Genomic DNA, 16,820 nt, shown 5'->3' on the forward strand with positions numbered 1-16,820 from the left:
ACACCTTCGGTGAAAGGAAAGGCTAGAGTGCGCGTCCACAAAGATTCGGTTCACAAGGCTAAACAACGTTTACGCCAATGGACGAGTCGAAAGTGGAGTACCGATATGACATACCGTATTGAGAAAAATTAATGAGTTTCTTACCGGATGGTATAACTACTTTCGCCTGGCGGAAACGCCATCGATCTTCAAAAGAATGATGGAATGGTTGAGGAGAAGGCTCCGAATGATTCGATGGAAGGAATGGAAATGGCCACGGACAAAAGTGAAGAATCTAATAGCATTGGGAGTGCCAAAGGCGAAAGCCTTGAAGTGGGGAAATACAAGAAAAGGCTACTGGCGTATAGCCAGTAGCCCAATTCTCCACCGCACACTCAATGATCACTATTGGCAACGTATGGGTTTGAAATCATTGAATGCACGTTGAATTTTATGAAACCGCCGTATACGGAACCGTACGTACGGTGGTGGGAGAGGACGGAGACTAGTCACCTCCACTGACTATTCGAACCTGATTTTTTTAATCCCCTTAATAGGTTCGTCTTTGTTGGAGCCGTCTCCCATGTAGAGATGGATAGGGCCGTCATCCTTCAAAGGCTTTCCTTTTTCGGCGAACAGGGCGTAGGCGTCACGAATTTCTTCCGCGGTGACTGATTTTTCTCCTTCTGAAGTTTCAAGAACTGCTGTTTTTGCCTCATCATGAATGTCGCTTGTATGTAAAAAAGGCAACAGAGGCATTAAAAATGTTCCTTTTACAGCCCGCTCTTTTTCATAGCGGTTTACGCTTTTGTTGACAGGGGGAGTGACTTTCTGCTGATACATGGCTCTATTGAAGCGTTCCGCCTGTTCGCGCAATTCATCAATCTCCCTTTCCTCCTCGGAAGTGATTCCGTCTTCAAAAATTTCGGAAAACGTAAGTTTACGGTCGTCAAAAATCCAAACGGTGGGATCCAGGGTAATAGGGTAAGTAACCTTACCGGTAATTTGTACAATCATGGATGATAGCCGCCTTTCCTTAAACAATTTATTTCACATGATAGCAGAATTCCCCCGGTATTTCATTAAATTGGGCCCCGCTGTCGCTGAATTTTTATTTTTTTGCTATAATAGGTAAGGATTCAGTGATCGTTATGTTGCATTTCACCCTGATAAACGATAATATTAAATGAAAGAATGCAGAAGAGGGGGGAGTTGAATGTTGTCTGATGTAGCAGTTGATCAGCGGGAGAAAGCATATGCCCTTCTTAAAGCGGACGCAGATAAAATTCTTCAATTAATTAAAGTACAAATAGATAATTTGACTATGCCCCAGTGCCCGTTATATGAAGAGGTACTGGATACCCAGATGTTCGGATTGTCGCGGGAAATCAATTTTGCGACAAGGTTGAATCTTATAACCGAAGAAGAGGGCAAAGAGCTTCTCGACAACCTGGAAAAACAGCTGAATGTTTTACATGAAGCATCTCAACGGTCATAAGTAAAGGCTCAAATTGCGACCTTCAGTTGTAATTTGAGTTTTTTATTACATATACGTTTTCAGAATATTAAAAGGCTTTAGTTAAGGGATGAGATATATGAAAATATGGAAATCATTAGATTTCACTTTAATGTTCGCACCACTGGTACTTATAGGATTCGGCACAGTGATGATCTATAGTGCGAGCATGGTGGATGCACCTGTTAAATTCGAAGTGGAACCGAACCACTTCCTGCTTAAACAGCTGCAGTGGGCGGTGATCGGACTGGCAGTCTTTCTGGTAGCGGCGTTCATCCCTTACAGGCAGTACCGGAGGTTCGTTAAACTTACCGTACTTATTATGGTACTGTCACTGGTAGGAGTTTTCATTTTCGGAGAGACGAGGAACAACGCAACGTCGTGGTATGTATTCGGGGGATTCAGTGTCCAGCCCGCCGAATTTGTGAAAGTCGGACTGGTACTTTATTTAGCGTCTGTATACGCAAAAAAGCAGCCCTACATAGATAATTTCACTCAAGGGGTTCTCCCTCCTTTGTATTTGACTTCGCTGCTGCTCGGCTTAATCATCATGCAGCCTGATATAGGAACAGCCGCTGTTATAGCAATGATAGCTGCAAGCGTTGTAATTTCTTCCGGGATCAGAATGAAGCACGTAATGATTTTAGTGAGCGGTATAGTGCTGGTCACGGTACTTGCCAGCCAGCAGATGATAACGGATGAGCGGGCCTCCAGGTTTACGGGCGCCTACCAGCCGTTTGAGACTCCGGATGCGGACGGTTATCATCTGATCCAGTCTTATATAGCTATCGGCAGTGGCGGTCTGACAGGAGAAGGACTGGGGCAGGGCGTCCAGAAGTTGGGTTACCTGCCTGAACCTCATACAGATTTCATTATGGCGGTCATTGCCGAGGAACTGGGATTCATTGGAGTGGTGATCACTCTTGGTCTTCTGGCTCTATTCGTGTTACGGGGGCTTTATATAGCTAAGAAGTGCGAAGATCCTTTCGGTTCTTTACTGGCCATAGGGATATCTTCCATGGTCGCTATACAGGCGATAATTAATTTAGGTGCTATGAGCGGATTGCTTCCTATAACAGGGGTCCCTCTTCCTTTTGTAAGTTATGGCGGGTCGGCTCTGCTGATATTCATGCTCGCCGCAGGGATGCTGAACAGTGTAGCCAGAGGGGTTCGCTTCAATGAAGAGAAAGAAGTGAGGGAAAAAGAACCCGGCCAGTTCAAGGAGAGAACCATCAATAAAAATCGAGGAGTGAAATCATGGCAGAATTAAGGAAGATCGAAAAAGTACTCGTCGCTAACCGCGGGGAAATTGCTATCCGGGTATTTCGTGCATGTACTGAGCTCGATATTAGAACAGTGGCGGTTTATTCTCAGGAAGACACAGGCTCTTATCACAGATATAAAGCGGATGAAGCTTATTTGATCGGTAAAGGAAAGAAACCGATTGACGCTTATCTCGATATCGAAAATATCATAGAAGTGGCTAAAGAAGTAGGGGTGGATGCCATTCACCCGGGCTATGGGTTTTTGTCTGAAAACATTCATTTCGCAACACGCTGTGAAGAGGAAGGCATCAAATTCATAGGCCCCGGGAGCAGGCAGCTGGAAATGTTCGGTGACAAGGTGAAGGCGAGAGAGCAGGCGCAAAAAGCTGATATTCCGCTGATTCCGGGTACCGACAAGCCCGTAGCCGGAGTAGAAGAAGTGCGAAAGTTCGGCGAAGAACACGGGTATCCGATTATAATCAAAGCTTCTATGGGAGGCGGAGGTCGCGGCATGAGAATTGTCCGGACTTCCGGAGAGCTCGAGGAAGCTTTCGAGAGAGCCAGAGGAGAAGCGAAAGCGGCGTTTGGCAGTGAAGAAGTCTACCTCGAAAAACTAATTGAAAATCCTAAACATATCGAAGTCCAGATCATCGGTGATGAAGATGGAAATGTGGTACATCTTTATGAACGCGACTGTTCCGTGCAACGACGGCATCAGAAAGTGGTTGAGATGGCGCCGAGTATGTCCTTGTCCGGCACACTTCGGGAGAATATTTGTGACGCGGCTGTCAAGCTGATGCGGAATGTTGGATATGTGAATGCCGGAACTGTGGAATTTCTGGTTGCCGATGGAGAATTTTTCTTCATTGAAGTCAATCCGCGGGTACAGGTGGAACATACAATCACCGAAATGATAACAGGAATTGATATCGTTCAGACTCAAATCAAAGTGGCGGAAGGACATCCATTGTTTGAAAGTCACATAGGGATACCATTCCAGGAAAACTTAGTTACGAGCGGCTACGCTATTCAATCAAGAGTTACGACGGAAGACCCGCTCAATAACTTCATGCCTGATACCGGAAAAATCATGGCTTACCGTACCGGGGGAGGGTTCGGGGTGCGTCTGGATGCAGGTAACGGATTTCAGGGTGCGGTGATTTCCCCGTTCTACGATTCCTTACTCGTAAAAGTGTCCACCTGGGCCCTTACATTTGAACAGGCTGCACAAAAAATGGTCAGAAATTTAAAAGAGTTCCGAATTCGGGGTATCAAAACAAACATTCCTTTTCTGCAAAATGTCATTCAGCATCCGCAGTTTATCAACGGCGTATACAGCACCACATTTATTGACAATTCTCCTGAATTATTCGTGTTTCCGAAAAGACAAGACCGGGGCACCAAAATGCTGCAGCACATAGCTGATAAAACGGTGAACGGGTATGATGGAGAAGGCGGCAGAAAAAAACCTGACTATCCGGATCCGCGGGTCCCTGAACTTCCGCGCACTGATGAATTTCCGGGAGGTACCAAACAGATTCTGGATGAGGAAGGGCCGGAAGCACTGGTGGAATGGCTGAAAGAAAGAAAAGAAGTACTGCTTACTGATACGACGTTCAGGGATGCCCACCAGTCGCTGCTTGCTACCAGGGTGAGAACAAAAGATCTCGAAACGATAGCAGAACCGACGGCACGTCTTCTGCCCGAACTTTTTTCCTTAGAAATGTGGGGTGGAGCTACGTTTGATGTGTCTTACCGCTTTTTGAACGAAGATCCGTGGTCCCGGCTGCTTACCTTACGGGAAAAAGCTCCGAATGTTCTTTTCCAGATGCTGCTCCGTGCCTCCAATGCTGTAGGATATAAAAACTACCCGGATAACCTGATTGAAGAATTCGTAGAGAAAAGTGCGAATGCAGGAATAGACGTCTTCCGGATTTTCGACAGTCTAAACTGGGTGGAAGGTATGAAACCTGCCATCGAAGCCGTCAGAAAGACAGGTAAAATAGCGGAAGCCGCCATGTGTTATACCGGGGATATTCTCGATCCGGACCGTTCTAAATACGACCTGGATTATTATGTTGAACTGGCAGGCGAACTTGAAGAGGCGGGTGCTCATATCTTAGGGATAAAAGATATGGCAGGACTCCTTAAACCCGAAGCTGCATACCAGCTGATAAGTGCGTTGAAGAAGAAAGTCTCCATTCCTGTGCACCTCCACACCCACGACACAAGCGGGAATGGTATTTTCACGTATGCAAAAGCAGTTGAGGCTGGAGTTGACGTAGTGGATGTTGCTGCAGGTTCAATGGCAGGAATGACTTCCCAGCCGAGTGCCAACAGTTTGTACTATGCTCTCGAAGACAGTGACAGAAGGCCCGGACTGGATATACAAGCTTATGAGAAACTCGGACATTACTGGGAAGATATAAGGGATTATTATGAAGAGTTTGAAAGCGGTCTGCGTGCCCCTCATACTGAAGTGTATGAACATGAGATGCCGGGCGGCCAGTATTCGAATCTTCAGCAGCAGGCTAAAGCCGTAGGCCTTGGTGACCGGTGGGATGAAGTCAAAAGAATGTATAGACGGGTGAATAACATGTTCGGGGATATCGTTAAAGTGACCCCTTCTTCAAAGGTTGTGGGGGACATGGCTTTGTTCATGGTGCAAAACGATCTGAACGAAGATGACGTGTATAATAAAGGGGAAACGATTGATTTCCCGGACAGTGTCATCGAATTTTTCCAAGGGTATCTGGGCCAGCCCTACCAGGGATTCCCTGCCGAACTCCAGCACCTCGTTCTGAAAGGAAAAACGCCTCTTCAAGATCGGCCGGGTAAATTTTTAGAACCTGTAAACTTCAAAGAATTGAAAGAGACGCTGTTCCATAAGCTGGACCGTCAAGTAACAAGCTTCGATATGATAAGCTATGCACTTTATCCTAAAGTTTACATGGATTATCAGAAATTCCTTGATCAGTACGGGGACATGTCGATGCTGAACACTCCCACTTTTTTTTACGGAATGAGACTGGGCGAAGAAATTGCAGTAGACATCGAAAAAGGGAAAACTTTGATAGTGAAACTGGTGTCCATAAGTGAAGCGCAGGAAGACGGAACCAGAACTGCATTTTTTGAGCTTAACGGACAGCCGAGGGAAGTAGTTGTAAAAGACAATAGCATTACTGCCACTACAGCCGTGCGACCACAGGCGGACAAATCAGATGAAAAGCATATCGGAGCCAGTATGCCCGGGACTGCTGTAAAAGTTATGGCTGCAGCAGGTGAAAAGGTCACTAAAGGGGACCATCTGATGGTGACAGAGGCTATGAAAATGGAAACGACTGTACAGGCTCCTTTTGACGGAACGATTAAAGCCGTTCACGTAACAGATAATGCAACTATTCACGTGGGAGATCTACTTATCGAATTTGAATAGAATACAGCCCGGCTTTAGGTGCCGGGCTGTATTTATGAAAAGTCTCCTTGCAAAAATAGTCGTGTAATGGTAAAAATGAATATGTCCTCACATTTACATAGGTTTTACATACTTTTTTCACAACTACGTCACATTTGTTTAATTTTATAGTAATTGAATAGATAGAAATATGGTTCCGTGATACAATTAATTTGACGTTTTTTGTGGCAATGGTTAATATTTCTGTAACTTTTGTGTACTGAGCAAAAGGCAGGAGGAGGAATATCAAGTGATGGACAATCCTAGGACAGTCGATTCTACGTCTGCTCACGTTATGGAAGAAGAAGCGAACCGGGAGACTTCCCTGGTAAAAGATATTAAAAGTTTAATAAAGGTCGGAATCATCAATTCGAACCTGATCACTACTTTTGCGGGTTTCTGGCTCGCTTTGTACTACACCGGGGCAAGTATTGTGACAGAATGGGTCACGCTTCTGTGGACGCTCCTTGGTACTGCGCTTGTTATTGCAGGCGGATGTATTCTAAACAACTGGTATGACAGGGACATCGATCCGATTATGGATCGTACGCAAAACAGACCTACCGTAACAGGGACGATGTCGTTACAGTCTGTTTTAATCGGAGGGCTGGTCACCTCAGCAGCCGGTTTTCTCGTTTTGACACTCGCTTCCTGGCAGGCAGCACTTTGGGGAGTGTTCGGATGGATCGTTTACGTAATCCTTTATACGATGTGGTCCAAAAGAAGATATACTTTGAACACGGTTATAGGTAGTTTCTCCGGAGCCGTCCCCCCGCTGATAGGCTGGGCTGCTATTGAGCCGGGTCTTCGTATGGAAGCGTGGATGCTGTTTCTTATCATGTTCTTATGGCAGACGCCCCATTTTCTGGCACTTGCTATGAAAAAGAAAGATGATTATGAGAGAGCAGGAGTTCCGATGCTTCCGGTAGTCAAAGGATTTGAGATGACAAAAAGACAGATAGTCGTATATGTCGCCTGTCTTCTGCCTTTACCTTTATATCTTGCTTCTTTAGGCGGAGTCTTCCTGACAGTCGCTTATATATTATCTGTAGGTTGGCTCGTATTGGCATTAGCCGGTTTTGTGATGAAAGATGATAAGAAATGGGCTACATGGATGTTTGTGTACTCCCTTAATTATCTTACAATTCTATTCCTTACAATGGTGCTGGTAACTATGCCATTTCCTTACGTTTGAAATTAGGTGAAAACCTAGTTCACATTAATATACTTTCAAATACAAAAAAGAAAGAGAGGTATTACACATGAGAGGTTGGATGGGCAAGCTTCGTCCGGTATTCATTTTTAGTGTGCTGGTACTTTTCCTTGCCGGGTGCGGGGAAGAGAACCTGAGTGCACTCAAGCCCAAAGGGTACGGGGCAGATCTATTACTTGATCTTATGGTGATCAGTCTTGCGATTATGACTTTCGTATTCGTGGTCGTCATGGCTATTTATATTTTCGTACTTATTCGTTACCGTCGTAAAAAGGGTGAGGAGAACTATATCCCTAAACAGACAGAGGGTAACAAATCGCTAGAGATTATCTGGACCGTTATACCGGTACTGCTTCTCCTTATTCTGGCAGTGCCGACTGTACAGGCCACTTTCGACCTTGCAGACGAAAAACCGCGTGAGGAAGACGGTTCGATTACTGTGGAAGTCACCGGTAACCAGTACTGGTGGCACTTTAACTATCCTGATCAGGAAATATCGACCAGTCAGGATCTGTATATTCCGACAGGAGAGCGCGTATACTTAGATATGAAATCAAGTGACGTTATCCACTCATTCTGGGTGCCTTCCATCGCGGGTAAAATGGACACAAACCCTGGTGATAACGAAAACACTATGTACTTAGAAGCTTATGAAGAAGGGGTGTACTGGGGACACTGTGCCGAACTTTGTGGTCAGTCACACTCGTTAATGGACTTCAGAGTAGTCGCAGTAAGTTCCGAAGAGTATGATCAGTGGGTTTCCGATATGCAGAACATTGACCCGGAAGCGACACCTGAAACCGCTTCAGCTAAAGATGGAAAAAAAGCTTTCGAAAACAGCTGTATGGGCTGTCACGCCATAGGTAACTCTCCGGCAGGTGTGGGGCCAAACCTCAGCAACTTCGGAAACCGTACGAAAATTGCCGGTATTCTGGATCACAACAAAGAAAACCTTGTAGACTGGATAATGGATCCGGATCAGTTCAAACCTGGCAACAAAATGGAAGGCTACAACGTATCTGAAAAAGAAGCACAACAAATAGCTGACTACTTAATGCAGTTAGACCATTCAGAAGTAACTCCTGATTCTGTTAATGGCTCTTCCGGCAAGAAGTAAATAATTAAAAAGGAGGTTATAGTGTGAGTAATGCGATTGTACAACAGCGCGGCATTGGTGCTATGATTTGGGACTATATTACAACGGTTGACCACAAAAAAATTGCGCACCTTTACCTGGTCGCCGGAGGTCTATTCTTCCTGATCGGCGGCCTCGAAGCGCTGATAATACGTATCCAGCTGATGCAGCCGGACAGTAACTTTATTTCAGCAGGTCTTTACAACGAAATGATTACGATGCACGGTACTACGATGATATTCCTGGCTGCCATGCCACTTATATTTGCATTGATGAACGCCGTAGTACCATTGCAGATAGGAGCGAGGGACGTAGCGTTTCCTTTCCTTAACTCCCTTGGTTTCTGGCTGTTTTTATTTGGAGGTCTATTACTGAACGTTTCCTGGTTCACTGGAGGAGCGCCGGATGCGGGCTGGACTAACTATGCACCGTTATCCTCGACATCTCCGGGCCACGGAGTGGATTATTACGTAATGGGACTTCAGATAGCGGGGGCAGGAACACTGATCGGTGGTATTAACTTCCTGGTAACGATCATTAACATGAGAGCACCTGGTATGACTTATATGCGTATGCCGCTATTCACCTGGACAACATTCATTACCAGCGTCCTGATTCTTTTCGCGTTCCCGGCTCTTACAGTAGGTCTATTCCTTATGATGTTCGATCGTATGTTTGGCTCTGCCTTCTTCGACGTAACTGCCGGAGGAAACGCAATCATTTGGGAACACTTATTCTGGATATTCGGGCACCCGGAAGTTTATATTCTGATTCTTCCTGTGTTCGGGGCATTCAGTGATATTTTCTCTACATTTTCTAAGAAGAGACTTTTCGGTTACTCTGCAATGGTATTTGCAACAGTGCTGATCGGTTTTCTAGGGTTCATGGTTTGGGCCCACCACATGTTTACAGTAGGACTCGGTCCGATTGCAAACTCTATTTTCGCAGTTTCCACTATGGCGATCGCCGTACCTACAGGAATCAAGATCTTCAACTGGCTGTTTACCATGTGGGGCGGAAGTATTAAACTAAGTGTCGCTATGCTCTGGGCACTCGGGTTCATACCTACATTTACAATTGGAGGTATGACTGGGGTAATGCTCGGTTCAGCAGCAGCCGACTACCAGTATCACGATACATACTTCGTGGTTGCCCACTTCCACTACGTTATTGTCGGAGGTACAGTATTTGGCCTATTTGCGGCTATGCACTACTGGTGGCCGAAGATGTTCGGAAAAGTATTGAACGAGAAATTGGGTCACTTAGGTTTCTGGCCATTCTTCATCGGTTTCCATCTGACATTCTTCATCCAGCACTTCCTGGGACTGATGGGAATGCCTAGACGTTACTGGACATATTTCGAAGGACAGGGTCTTGCAACCGGTAACCTGATCAGTACAATAGGTGCCTTCCTGATGGCTATCGGAACTCTGGTATTCTTATATAACGTAGTTTATACAGCAATTAAGGAACCTAAAGCTTCTGCGGATCCTTGGGATGGCCGTACTCTCGAATGGTCTCTGCCATCTGCACCTCCATTTTATAACTTTAAACAGACTCCACTCGTACGTGGACTGGATCCACTATGGATTGAAAAGATGGAAGGAAGAAAAGGTATTACTCCTGCGGAACCGCTTGGCGATATTCATATGCCTAATGGCTCTATACTTCCATTCCTGATGTCAATGGGTCTGTTTATTGCAGGCTTCGGATTTATTTATCAGGTAGACAACAAACTGTGGTTTATAGCAGTTGCTGTCGGCATGGGACTTTTCTTCGCTTCCATGTTCACCAGATCGTTCAAAGATGATCTCGGTTATCATATTCATAAAGAAGATCTTATTGAAAAGGGGGATGGCAAAGAATGAGTCATGACGACGTTTTAAATCCAAAACATATGCCCCATGATCCGGAAAAAGCCACCCTTGAAGGTAAAAATAAATTTGTCGGTTTCTGGATGTTCCTCGGAGGAGAGACGGTACTTTTCGCCTCTCTCTTCGGAACATACCTGGCTCTCTCCGGATCTACATCCGGCGACAACACTCCCGAAAACCTGTTTGGACTTGAGCTTGTTTTCATAATGACTATGCTGCTGCTGACAAGTTCTTTGACCAGCGTGTATGCTATGTATCATATGAAAAACCATGATTTCAAAAAAATGCAGCTCTGGCTGGGAGTTACAGTACTTCTGGGACTTGGTTTTCTTGGATGCGAAATTTATGAATTCTACCACTACATCCACGAATACGGATTCACGTTCCGTTCTTCTGCCTTCGGGTCCGGGTTTTATACATTGGTCGGTTTCCACGGAGGACACGTTCTATTTGGTTTATTCTGGATAACTTCATTGATGATCCGGAACCAGAAACGCGGTTTGAATTTATATAACGCACCTAAATTCTACATTTCCAGTCTTTACTGGCACTTCATTGACGTAGTGTGGGTGTTCATTTTCACCGTAGTATACCTACTAGGAAAGGTGGGGTAAGCGATGTCGGAACGTACGGAGAACGTATCAAGGCACAAATTGAATGTACGGAAAGATGAAAACAAAGAAGAAATGGTGCAGCAGGTCATTACTTTTGCGCTTATGATCCTGTTTACCCTTATTGCTTTTAGTATGGTAATCCTGGACATCAGTTCTTATTTCATAAAACCGATACTTCTTTTACTGGCTGGAGTTCAGGTAGCATTTCAGTTGTTCTATTTTATGCATATGAAGAATAAAGGGCATTTCATGCCGACCGTCATCATGTTCGGCGGAATGACAATTGCACTTGCAACTATTATCACTTTTACTACAATCATTTGGTGGTAATACAAAAACCGGGGGCTCTCCTCCGGTTTTTTCGTGTGAAAGTATATGAATATCACCTCTATTTTTCCTTCAGCTAAATCCCTGAAAGACTGACATAATAGGTGGGAAGAAAAGGAATGAAGGTATGGACAGAGAAAGAACTTCAACTAAGCAATTTTGACATTTTAGAAAACAATAGGGGATATATCTATTATTTTTGAACGTTGTGATTTAAAATAGCAGTTAGCAAGTTATTTTAAGGGGTGAGATAGATGTGGTTAGAATTACAAATATTCGGATTCCGGGCGTTGTGGAGCCCTTTCTATATGATTTTCGTAGCCGTACTTGCTCTGGTATACTATTATCTGACCGGACCGGGCCGGCGGAATGATAAGGAGAAAGCGACAGGTTTCCAACAGATCACGTTTTTCTCAGGTTTAGTGCTGCTTTACATAGTTAAAGGTTCTCCCATAGATTTGATGGCGCACATTATGTTTGCCGCTCACATGACCCAGATGGCTCTGTACTATCTCGTGTTTCCTTTTCTGATCATTAATGGAGTGCCGGGCGAGGTCTGGAGAAGAATTTTTGACCGTCCGGTAATACGGCCGATTTTGAAGTTCATTACAAAACCGTTGTTGTCACTATTACTGTTCAGCGGATTCTTTTCCATGTACCACGTGCCTGCGGTTTTTGATTTCGCCAAATCGAACGAAATCATCCACGCCGGGTTTTCCACCACTATTCTTTTCTTCGCTTTTTGTATGTGGGTATCCGTCTTCCCTCCTACGGAAGGCTTAGACAGACTCGGACCTCTACTGAAGATAGGCGTCATTTTTGGAAGTGGTGTGTTGCTGACCCCTGCATGTGCTCTGATCATATTCTCTGATGCTCCGCTGTATGCGACATACACGCAGTCCGGTGCCTGGATGGACGCTCTCAGTCTATGTGTGCCTACCGGAGTTCTCGAAGGGCTGGCAGGTTCACTGAACGGGCCGGAATTCTTTACGTCGATGCCTCTGTTACAGGACCAGCAGCTTGGCGGAATCATCATGAAAATAATGCAGGAAGTTATTTTTGCGGCTATCATCGGGCACATCTTTTTCTCATGGTTCAACAAGGAACGAAATATAGTCGATCCTATACCGGAAGTATCGATGGAACAAAATGAATATGTACAGGAGAGATAACAATGCCCTTATTGCCAACGATTAGTACTGCTTTTATTGTACTAAGTGCTGTTCTGGTGGGGATCGGCTGGATTCTCATAGCTAATGATAAAAGATCAGCTCATAAGAAAGTTATGCTTGCAGCTGCGCTCAGCGCTCTGATATTTTTCATAATCTACGTAAGCCGGACCGTCTTCATCGGAAATACAAGCTTTGGAGGACCCGAGGAATACAAGATTTACTATACTGTATTTCTTATTTTCCACATAACGCTTGCGACAACCGGGGCGGTGTTCGGTATCATCACGATTATCCTTGCGCTTAAACGGAATATTAAAAAGCATCGCAAGATCGGACCGGTCACCAGTATCATATGGTTTTTTACTGCGATTACCGGAGTAGCTGTCTATCTTCTTCTATATATCATATATGACGGGGGAGATACGACCAGCGTCATTAAAGCGATTCTGGGTACATGATCGGTATCGTAAATTAAAATTCAGGAAAAAATCACAAAAAGCGGTCTGTACGGGGGGAACCCCGGGCAGACCGCTTTTTATGAGGAATATTATATTTATTACGTCATTTTATCGAATTCCTCACTAGAGAAGAGTAATGTGAGAAATAGGTACATTAAAGTTTGACATTCAACTTGATCAGACCGGCTTCCTTAGCGGAATTGAAGGCTATGATGACAAGAGGACCTACGAAAAATCCGAGTACCCCTATAAGTTTCAGACCTATATACATTGCTACAAGAGTAGCAAGCGGGGAAAGGCCGATCTGTGTTCCCATGACTTTCGGTTCGACCGTACGCCGGATGGCCAGCAGCACGATAGCGAGTACCATAAGTTGGGTTCCGGTCGCAGCGTCTCCGGTAGCGTACATGTAAACGGACCAGGGGCCTATAATGGCGATGGAACCGATAATCGGAATGAAATCTACTGCCCAGGTAATCAGAGCCATAAGAATAGCGACTTCGGGTGAAATGAAGAGAAGTGCCACCAGCGTAACTATAAATATAATGATGCTGACCTGGAACTGTGCTTTCAGAAAACCGAACACGACATAGCTGAGACGGGCATTCATGAATTGAACCTTTTCGGAAGTTTCTTCGGTCAAGTAGGAATGCATTTTCGTTTTCAGCCTTGGCAGTTCCAGCATAAACAGAAAGAGAGCGATCAGGTACACGAGCAGACTTACTATCAGATTAGGTATTTTAGCCGCAAGTGCAGTTACATTTTCTATGTTTAATGTATCGGTAAGTCTTTCGGTGGACCTTTCCAAACTCTCTTCGATACGATCGGAAGTCTGGTCAATGAACTCTTTAGGCAGCATTTCTGTAAGGTTGTTCATGTTATCTTTTAAATCGATGACTACCTGGTTCAGCTGGGAAATATAAAGAGGGGCGTTATCAATCAGATGTATGATTTGAGCTACAGCTCTTGTCACAGCGAATGTACCTACGAGCCCTAGAAGTAAGAGAAACAAGAGAAATACGATAGACACGGAAAATTGCCGGCCTATATGGAATCTATACTGAAACCAGCGTACCGACGGGTTCAGAAATAGGGCGGTGATGAAAGCGATTATGAGAGGAACTGCTACAGGCAGTATGAAATAAGCTGCTGCGAGCCCGATAATTGTAAGAAAAATCAATGTCCATTGACGTTTAGTTATTTGTTTAAACAACGCGGGGCCGTGTCTCCTTTCCCTTGAGAAATCGTTCGAAAAAAGAGTCGCCCATCATTCACGATGCGCGACTCCCAATCCATTACTCGTCTGTCTGGTTCGCCTTTGCCGGAGCCTGTACTTTGCTGATCAAATAATGAGACTTATCGATTAAATCTTTGGAGAATCCTTCTTCTTCACCGTATTCGACTCCATGAGGATAATAATGCTTTCCGAGCAGCGGAGTCATGAGTTTCATAACGGCATTTCCTTTATCCACGTCTCCACTGAGAGCATAACCCTGGATTCTTACGTAGTAAGTGATGTTCGTTTCAGGGGATTCGATTTTATGATCGTATGTAACCCTTTCATAGTCCCAGGATCCGCCGAGCATAAACCCGTTTGATTCCATGATTCGTGTCAACGTCTTCACGTCGAGTACTAAATCTTCGATACCAGTGTTTTCTAATTTCATACTCTCCACCTCACAACAAATTATGTATAGTTAACATTTTATTATGAAAAGAAGAAAGTTGCAATTAAACCGGAAGGGTTTATCGTTAAATTTAGTCTTTTTCACGCGAAAGGGGAATTTCTCAAGAACGATTTTCTTATATGTATTAGTCTGATATGATAAAGGAGGAGGTGAATCCCTTTTATGCTAGCTACTATGGAAATTGTAGACTTGTTGGATAGATCGGAAGAGATAGGCCAGATAATAATGAAATCAGACGTTATGGAAGAGTTCTATGAGGCGAAATCCGACCTTGCCAAAGATGAAGAAGCTCAGACTCTCATACGTAATTTTAATAAAATGAAAGACCAATACGAAGAAGTACAGCGTTTCGGAAGGTATCATCCCGATTATAGTAAAATTATGAAAAGTATCCGAAGTGTGAAAAGAGAAATGGATATGCACCCGAGCGTCGCCCGCTACAAGCGTGCTGAACGTGAACTTCAGAAGCTGCTCGATGATATTAGCCAGGACGTGGCTTTCAGCGTAAGTGAACAGATTAAAGTCCCACGGAACGGGATGGTTTTCACAGATACCGGCTGTTCATGCGGCAGTGGCGGCGGCTGTGGCTGTTCTTAAGAAGGATGTGTGAAACATGAGAGTTAAAAGACAGGGGATCATCGTTTATTTTCAGCAGATGAAAAATGTTCGTCACCTGAAGAAATACGGGCATTTGATTCATGCTTCCAAGAAACGGAAATATGCGGTTATTTACGTGAACCGGGAAGAACTTGAGGAAAAGATGGAGACACTGAATAAATTATCTTATGTACTCCGCGTGGAACCTTCCTGGAAACCGCAGGTAGAAACGGATTTTGAAAACGCCAAGCCCGATAAAGCAAAAGAATATGACTATAAGTTCGGTATATAGTTACAATTACGCATTTTATAGATATATCAGCCCTGACCGGGCAGAAATGTCCCGGTCGGGGTTATTTAGTTTTGAACGATCAGGTAAGCCTTGCCAGGGCCTTGTTACTTCTTAATATTCCTATCAGGTACTGATAGTATAAATCTGTTTCAGGAAACATCGTGGATGGTTTAAGCGTATATTCCTGAATTTCCACCCCGATTTCGTCCGTCATTTCTCTGAACAGATCGAACCTGGTGTTCGGAATCTCATGAGGGTTCGGTATTCCTTCTCTGCATATATATATGGGCTGAAACTTTTCGGCCGGCTTCATTATCAAAGCGAGAGACGTTTTCGGTTCTCCGTCAATTTCGCTGTGAAAAGCAAGGGCGGTTTCAACACGGGCTGGCATATGTTTGCCCAGTTCAACAAGTTCATAGATATCCGTGTAACCTTCCCCCAGTTCAATGAATTTTTGTCTCATAAATATTTCTCCTTTCTTCGCTGCATCATTATTACTCTAGCACGCCAGCACTTGGTAATAAACCGTTTATATAAAACAATGGTCGGTCCCTTCCCTGATGGCGACCGCGTGACCCGTCGATAAATAAAAAAAACAGGGTTCCGGTGAATGATGATTTTTCTGCACGGCGTTTTATGGTAGCATTAAGAAAAACCTTGTAACGGGAGGTGATCAGCATGAGAGTAATAAGCGGCAGTCACAAAGGGCAGCGTCTCTATTCTGTGCCCACACATAACACAAGGCCTACGACTGATAAAGTCAAAGAAGCTATTTTCCAGATCATCGGTCCGTACTTTGACGGAGGTAAAGTTTTCGACTGCTTTGCAGGAAGCGGAGGACTCGGCGTCGAATGTCTCAGCAGAGGGGCAGATGAGGCAGTTTTCATAGATAAAGAACCTGCAGCCATTAAAACGATATGGGACAACCTCAGATCTTTGAAGCTCGAGGAACGTTCCGAAGTCTTCAAAACCGATGCATACAGAGCTATAAAAGCAGCAGGAAAGAGGGGGCTCACTTTTTCTTACGTATTTCTTGACCCCCCCTATAAGAAATTTTCTTATGAAGAATTACTGAAAAGCCTTCAAGAGTATCAACTTCTCGAGGAAAAAGCTATAATAGTGTGCGAACACGATGTGTCAGAATCGCTGCCTCAGCAGGTGGGTTCTGTAGTTATGTTCAAACAGGAAGAGTACGGCTCTAATATCGGAGTGGCGTTTTATAAGAAGGAGGGATAA

Annotated in this window: 18 protein-coding genes and 1 pseudogene; 15 read left to right on the forward strand and 4 right to left on the reverse strand. The window is 44.5% G+C overall.

What is annotated here, in order from left to right:
* Nucleotides 1–118 precede the first annotated feature (118 nt).
* Nucleotides 119–205 (forward strand): annotated as a pseudogene (locus CKW00_RS13955) (group II intron maturase-specific domain-containing protein); the annotation flags it as partial.
* On the forward strand, nt 205–354 hold the full coding sequence (locus tag CKW00_RS13860) for a hypothetical protein (RefSeq protein WP_233129763.1): 150 nt from the start codon (nt 205–207) through the stop codon (nt 352–354). The pseudogene CKW00_RS13955 and the gene CKW00_RS13860, both read left to right, overlap by 1 nt.
* Before the next feature lie 147 nt (nt 355–501).
* Here the strand turns inward: CKW00_RS13860 and CKW00_RS09405 are convergent, their stop codons facing one another.
* Nucleotides 502–996: a hypothetical protein gene (locus CKW00_RS09405; protein ID WP_095822360.1), complete on the reverse strand. Its 495-nt coding sequence runs from the start codon at nt 994–996 to the stop codon at nt 502–504.
* A gap of 199 nt (nt 997–1,195) precedes the next feature.
* Between CKW00_RS09405 and CKW00_RS09410 the strand changes: the two genes are divergently transcribed.
* The 10 genes from CKW00_RS09410 to CKW00_RS09455 all read left to right on the forward strand — a co-directional run bounded on the left by CKW00_RS09410 (nt 1,196) and on the right by CKW00_RS09455 (nt 13,007).
* Nucleotides 1,196–1,477 (forward strand): YlaN family protein, encoded by a 282-nt coding sequence (locus CKW00_RS09410; protein WP_008589694.1) that lies wholly within the window; start codon nt 1,196–1,198, stop codon nt 1,475–1,477.
* A 97-nt stretch (nt 1,478–1,574) separates the two neighbouring features.
* Nucleotides 1,575–2,765 carry a putative lipid II flippase FtsW gene (ftsW, locus tag CKW00_RS09415; RefSeq protein ID WP_095822361.1) on the forward strand — a complete coding sequence of 397 codons (1,191 nt, stop codon included), beginning with the start codon at nt 1,575–1,577 and terminating at the stop codon, nt 2,763–2,765.
* Nucleotides 2,753–6,196: a pyruvate carboxylase gene (pyc, locus tag CKW00_RS09420; protein WP_095822362.1), complete on the forward strand. Its 3,444-nt coding sequence runs from the start codon at nt 2,753–2,755 to the stop codon at nt 6,194–6,196. The genes ftsW and pyc overlap by 13 nt, the downstream gene beginning before the upstream one ends.
* Nucleotides 6,197–6,467: 271 nt before the next feature.
* Nucleotides 6,468–7,409: a heme o synthase gene (cyoE, locus tag CKW00_RS09425; RefSeq protein WP_008589701.1), complete on the forward strand. Its 942-nt coding sequence runs from the start codon at nt 6,468–6,470 to the stop codon at nt 7,407–7,409.
* 67 nt (nt 7,410–7,476) lie between these two features.
* Nucleotides 7,477–8,544 carry a cytochrome c oxidase subunit II gene (gene coxB / locus CKW00_RS09430; protein WP_095822363.1) on the forward strand — a complete coding sequence of 356 codons (1,068 nt, stop codon included), beginning with the start codon at nt 7,477–7,479 and terminating at the stop codon, nt 8,542–8,544.
* 62 nt (nt 8,545–8,606) lie between these two features.
* Nucleotides 8,607–10,430: a cytochrome c oxidase subunit I gene (gene ctaD, locus CKW00_RS09435; RefSeq protein ID WP_374704060.1), complete on the forward strand. Its 1,824-nt coding sequence runs from the start codon at nt 8,607–8,609 to the stop codon at nt 10,428–10,430.
* Nucleotides 10,427–11,050, forward strand: coding sequence for a cytochrome (ubi)quinol oxidase subunit III (locus tag CKW00_RS09440; protein WP_095822365.1), 624 nt, complete (start codon nt 10,427–10,429; stop codon nt 11,048–11,050). The genes ctaD and CKW00_RS09440 overlap by 4 nt, the downstream gene beginning before the upstream one ends.
* Nucleotides 11,051–11,053: 3 nt before the next feature.
* On the forward strand, nt 11,054–11,380 hold the full coding sequence (ctaF, locus tag CKW00_RS09445) for a cytochrome c oxidase subunit IVB (protein WP_095822366.1): 327 nt from the start codon (nt 11,054–11,056) through the stop codon (nt 11,378–11,380).
* 251 nt (nt 11,381–11,631) lie between these two features.
* Nucleotides 11,632–12,549, forward strand: coding sequence for a cytochrome c oxidase assembly factor CtaG (ctaG, locus tag CKW00_RS09450; protein WP_095822367.1), 918 nt, complete (start codon nt 11,632–11,634; stop codon nt 12,547–12,549).
* A 2-nt stretch (nt 12,550–12,551) separates the two neighbouring features.
* The gene (locus CKW00_RS09455) at nt 12,552–13,007 is read left to right on the forward strand and encodes a DUF420 domain-containing protein (protein ID WP_095822368.1); all 456 of its coding nucleotides are present in this window, start codon (nt 12,552–12,554) and stop codon (nt 13,005–13,007) included.
* 154 nt (nt 13,008–13,161) lie between these two features.
* Here CKW00_RS09455 and ytvI read toward each other — a convergent pair whose 3' ends face one another.
* Together ytvI and CKW00_RS09465 are read right to left on the reverse strand one after the other, a co-directional pair.
* Entirely contained in the window at nt 13,162–14,220 is a 1,059-nt protein-coding gene (gene ytvI, locus CKW00_RS09460; protein WP_095822369.1) for a sporulation integral membrane protein YtvI, read from the reverse strand.
* An 82-nt stretch (nt 14,221–14,302) separates the two neighbouring features.
* A complete protein-coding gene (locus CKW00_RS09465) occupies nt 14,303–14,674 on the reverse strand; it encodes a YugN family protein (RefSeq protein ID WP_008589716.1) in 372 nt (123 codons plus the stop codon).
* 183 nt (nt 14,675–14,857) lie between these two features.
* Here CKW00_RS09465 and CKW00_RS09470 point away from each other — a divergent pair, with 183 nt between their 5' ends.
* Both CKW00_RS09470 and CKW00_RS09475 read left to right on the forward strand, forming a co-directional pair.
* On the forward strand, nt 14,858–15,292 hold the full coding sequence (locus CKW00_RS09470; RefSeq protein ID WP_008589718.1) for a YlbF family regulator: 435 nt from the start codon (nt 14,858–14,860) through the stop codon (nt 15,290–15,292).
* A gap of 16 nt (nt 15,293–15,308) precedes the next feature.
* Nucleotides 15,309–15,584, forward strand: coding sequence for a YlbG family protein (locus CKW00_RS09475; protein ID WP_008589720.1), 276 nt, complete (start codon nt 15,309–15,311; stop codon nt 15,582–15,584).
* Nucleotides 15,585–15,663: 79 nt separating this feature from the next.
* On the opposite strand, the gene CKW00_RS09480 is transcribed toward CKW00_RS09475, so the two are convergent.
* Complete coding sequence (locus CKW00_RS09480) at nt 15,664–16,047, reverse strand: DUF7147 family protein (RefSeq protein ID WP_095822370.1); 384 nt, start codon at nt 16,045–16,047, stop codon at nt 15,664–15,666.
* A gap of 215 nt (nt 16,048–16,262) precedes the next feature.
* On the opposite strand from CKW00_RS09480, the gene rsmD reads away from it, so the two are divergent.
* Complete coding sequence (rsmD, locus tag CKW00_RS09485) at nt 16,263–16,820, forward strand: 16S rRNA (guanine(966)-N(2))-methyltransferase RsmD (RefSeq protein ID WP_095822371.1); 558 nt, start codon at nt 16,263–16,265, stop codon at nt 16,818–16,820.

The organism is Salimicrobium humidisoli, assembly GCF_002295105.1.
In the GTDB taxonomy this organism is placed as follows: domain Bacteria; phylum Bacillota; class Bacilli; order Bacillales; family Halobacillaceae; genus Salimicrobium; species Salimicrobium humidisoli.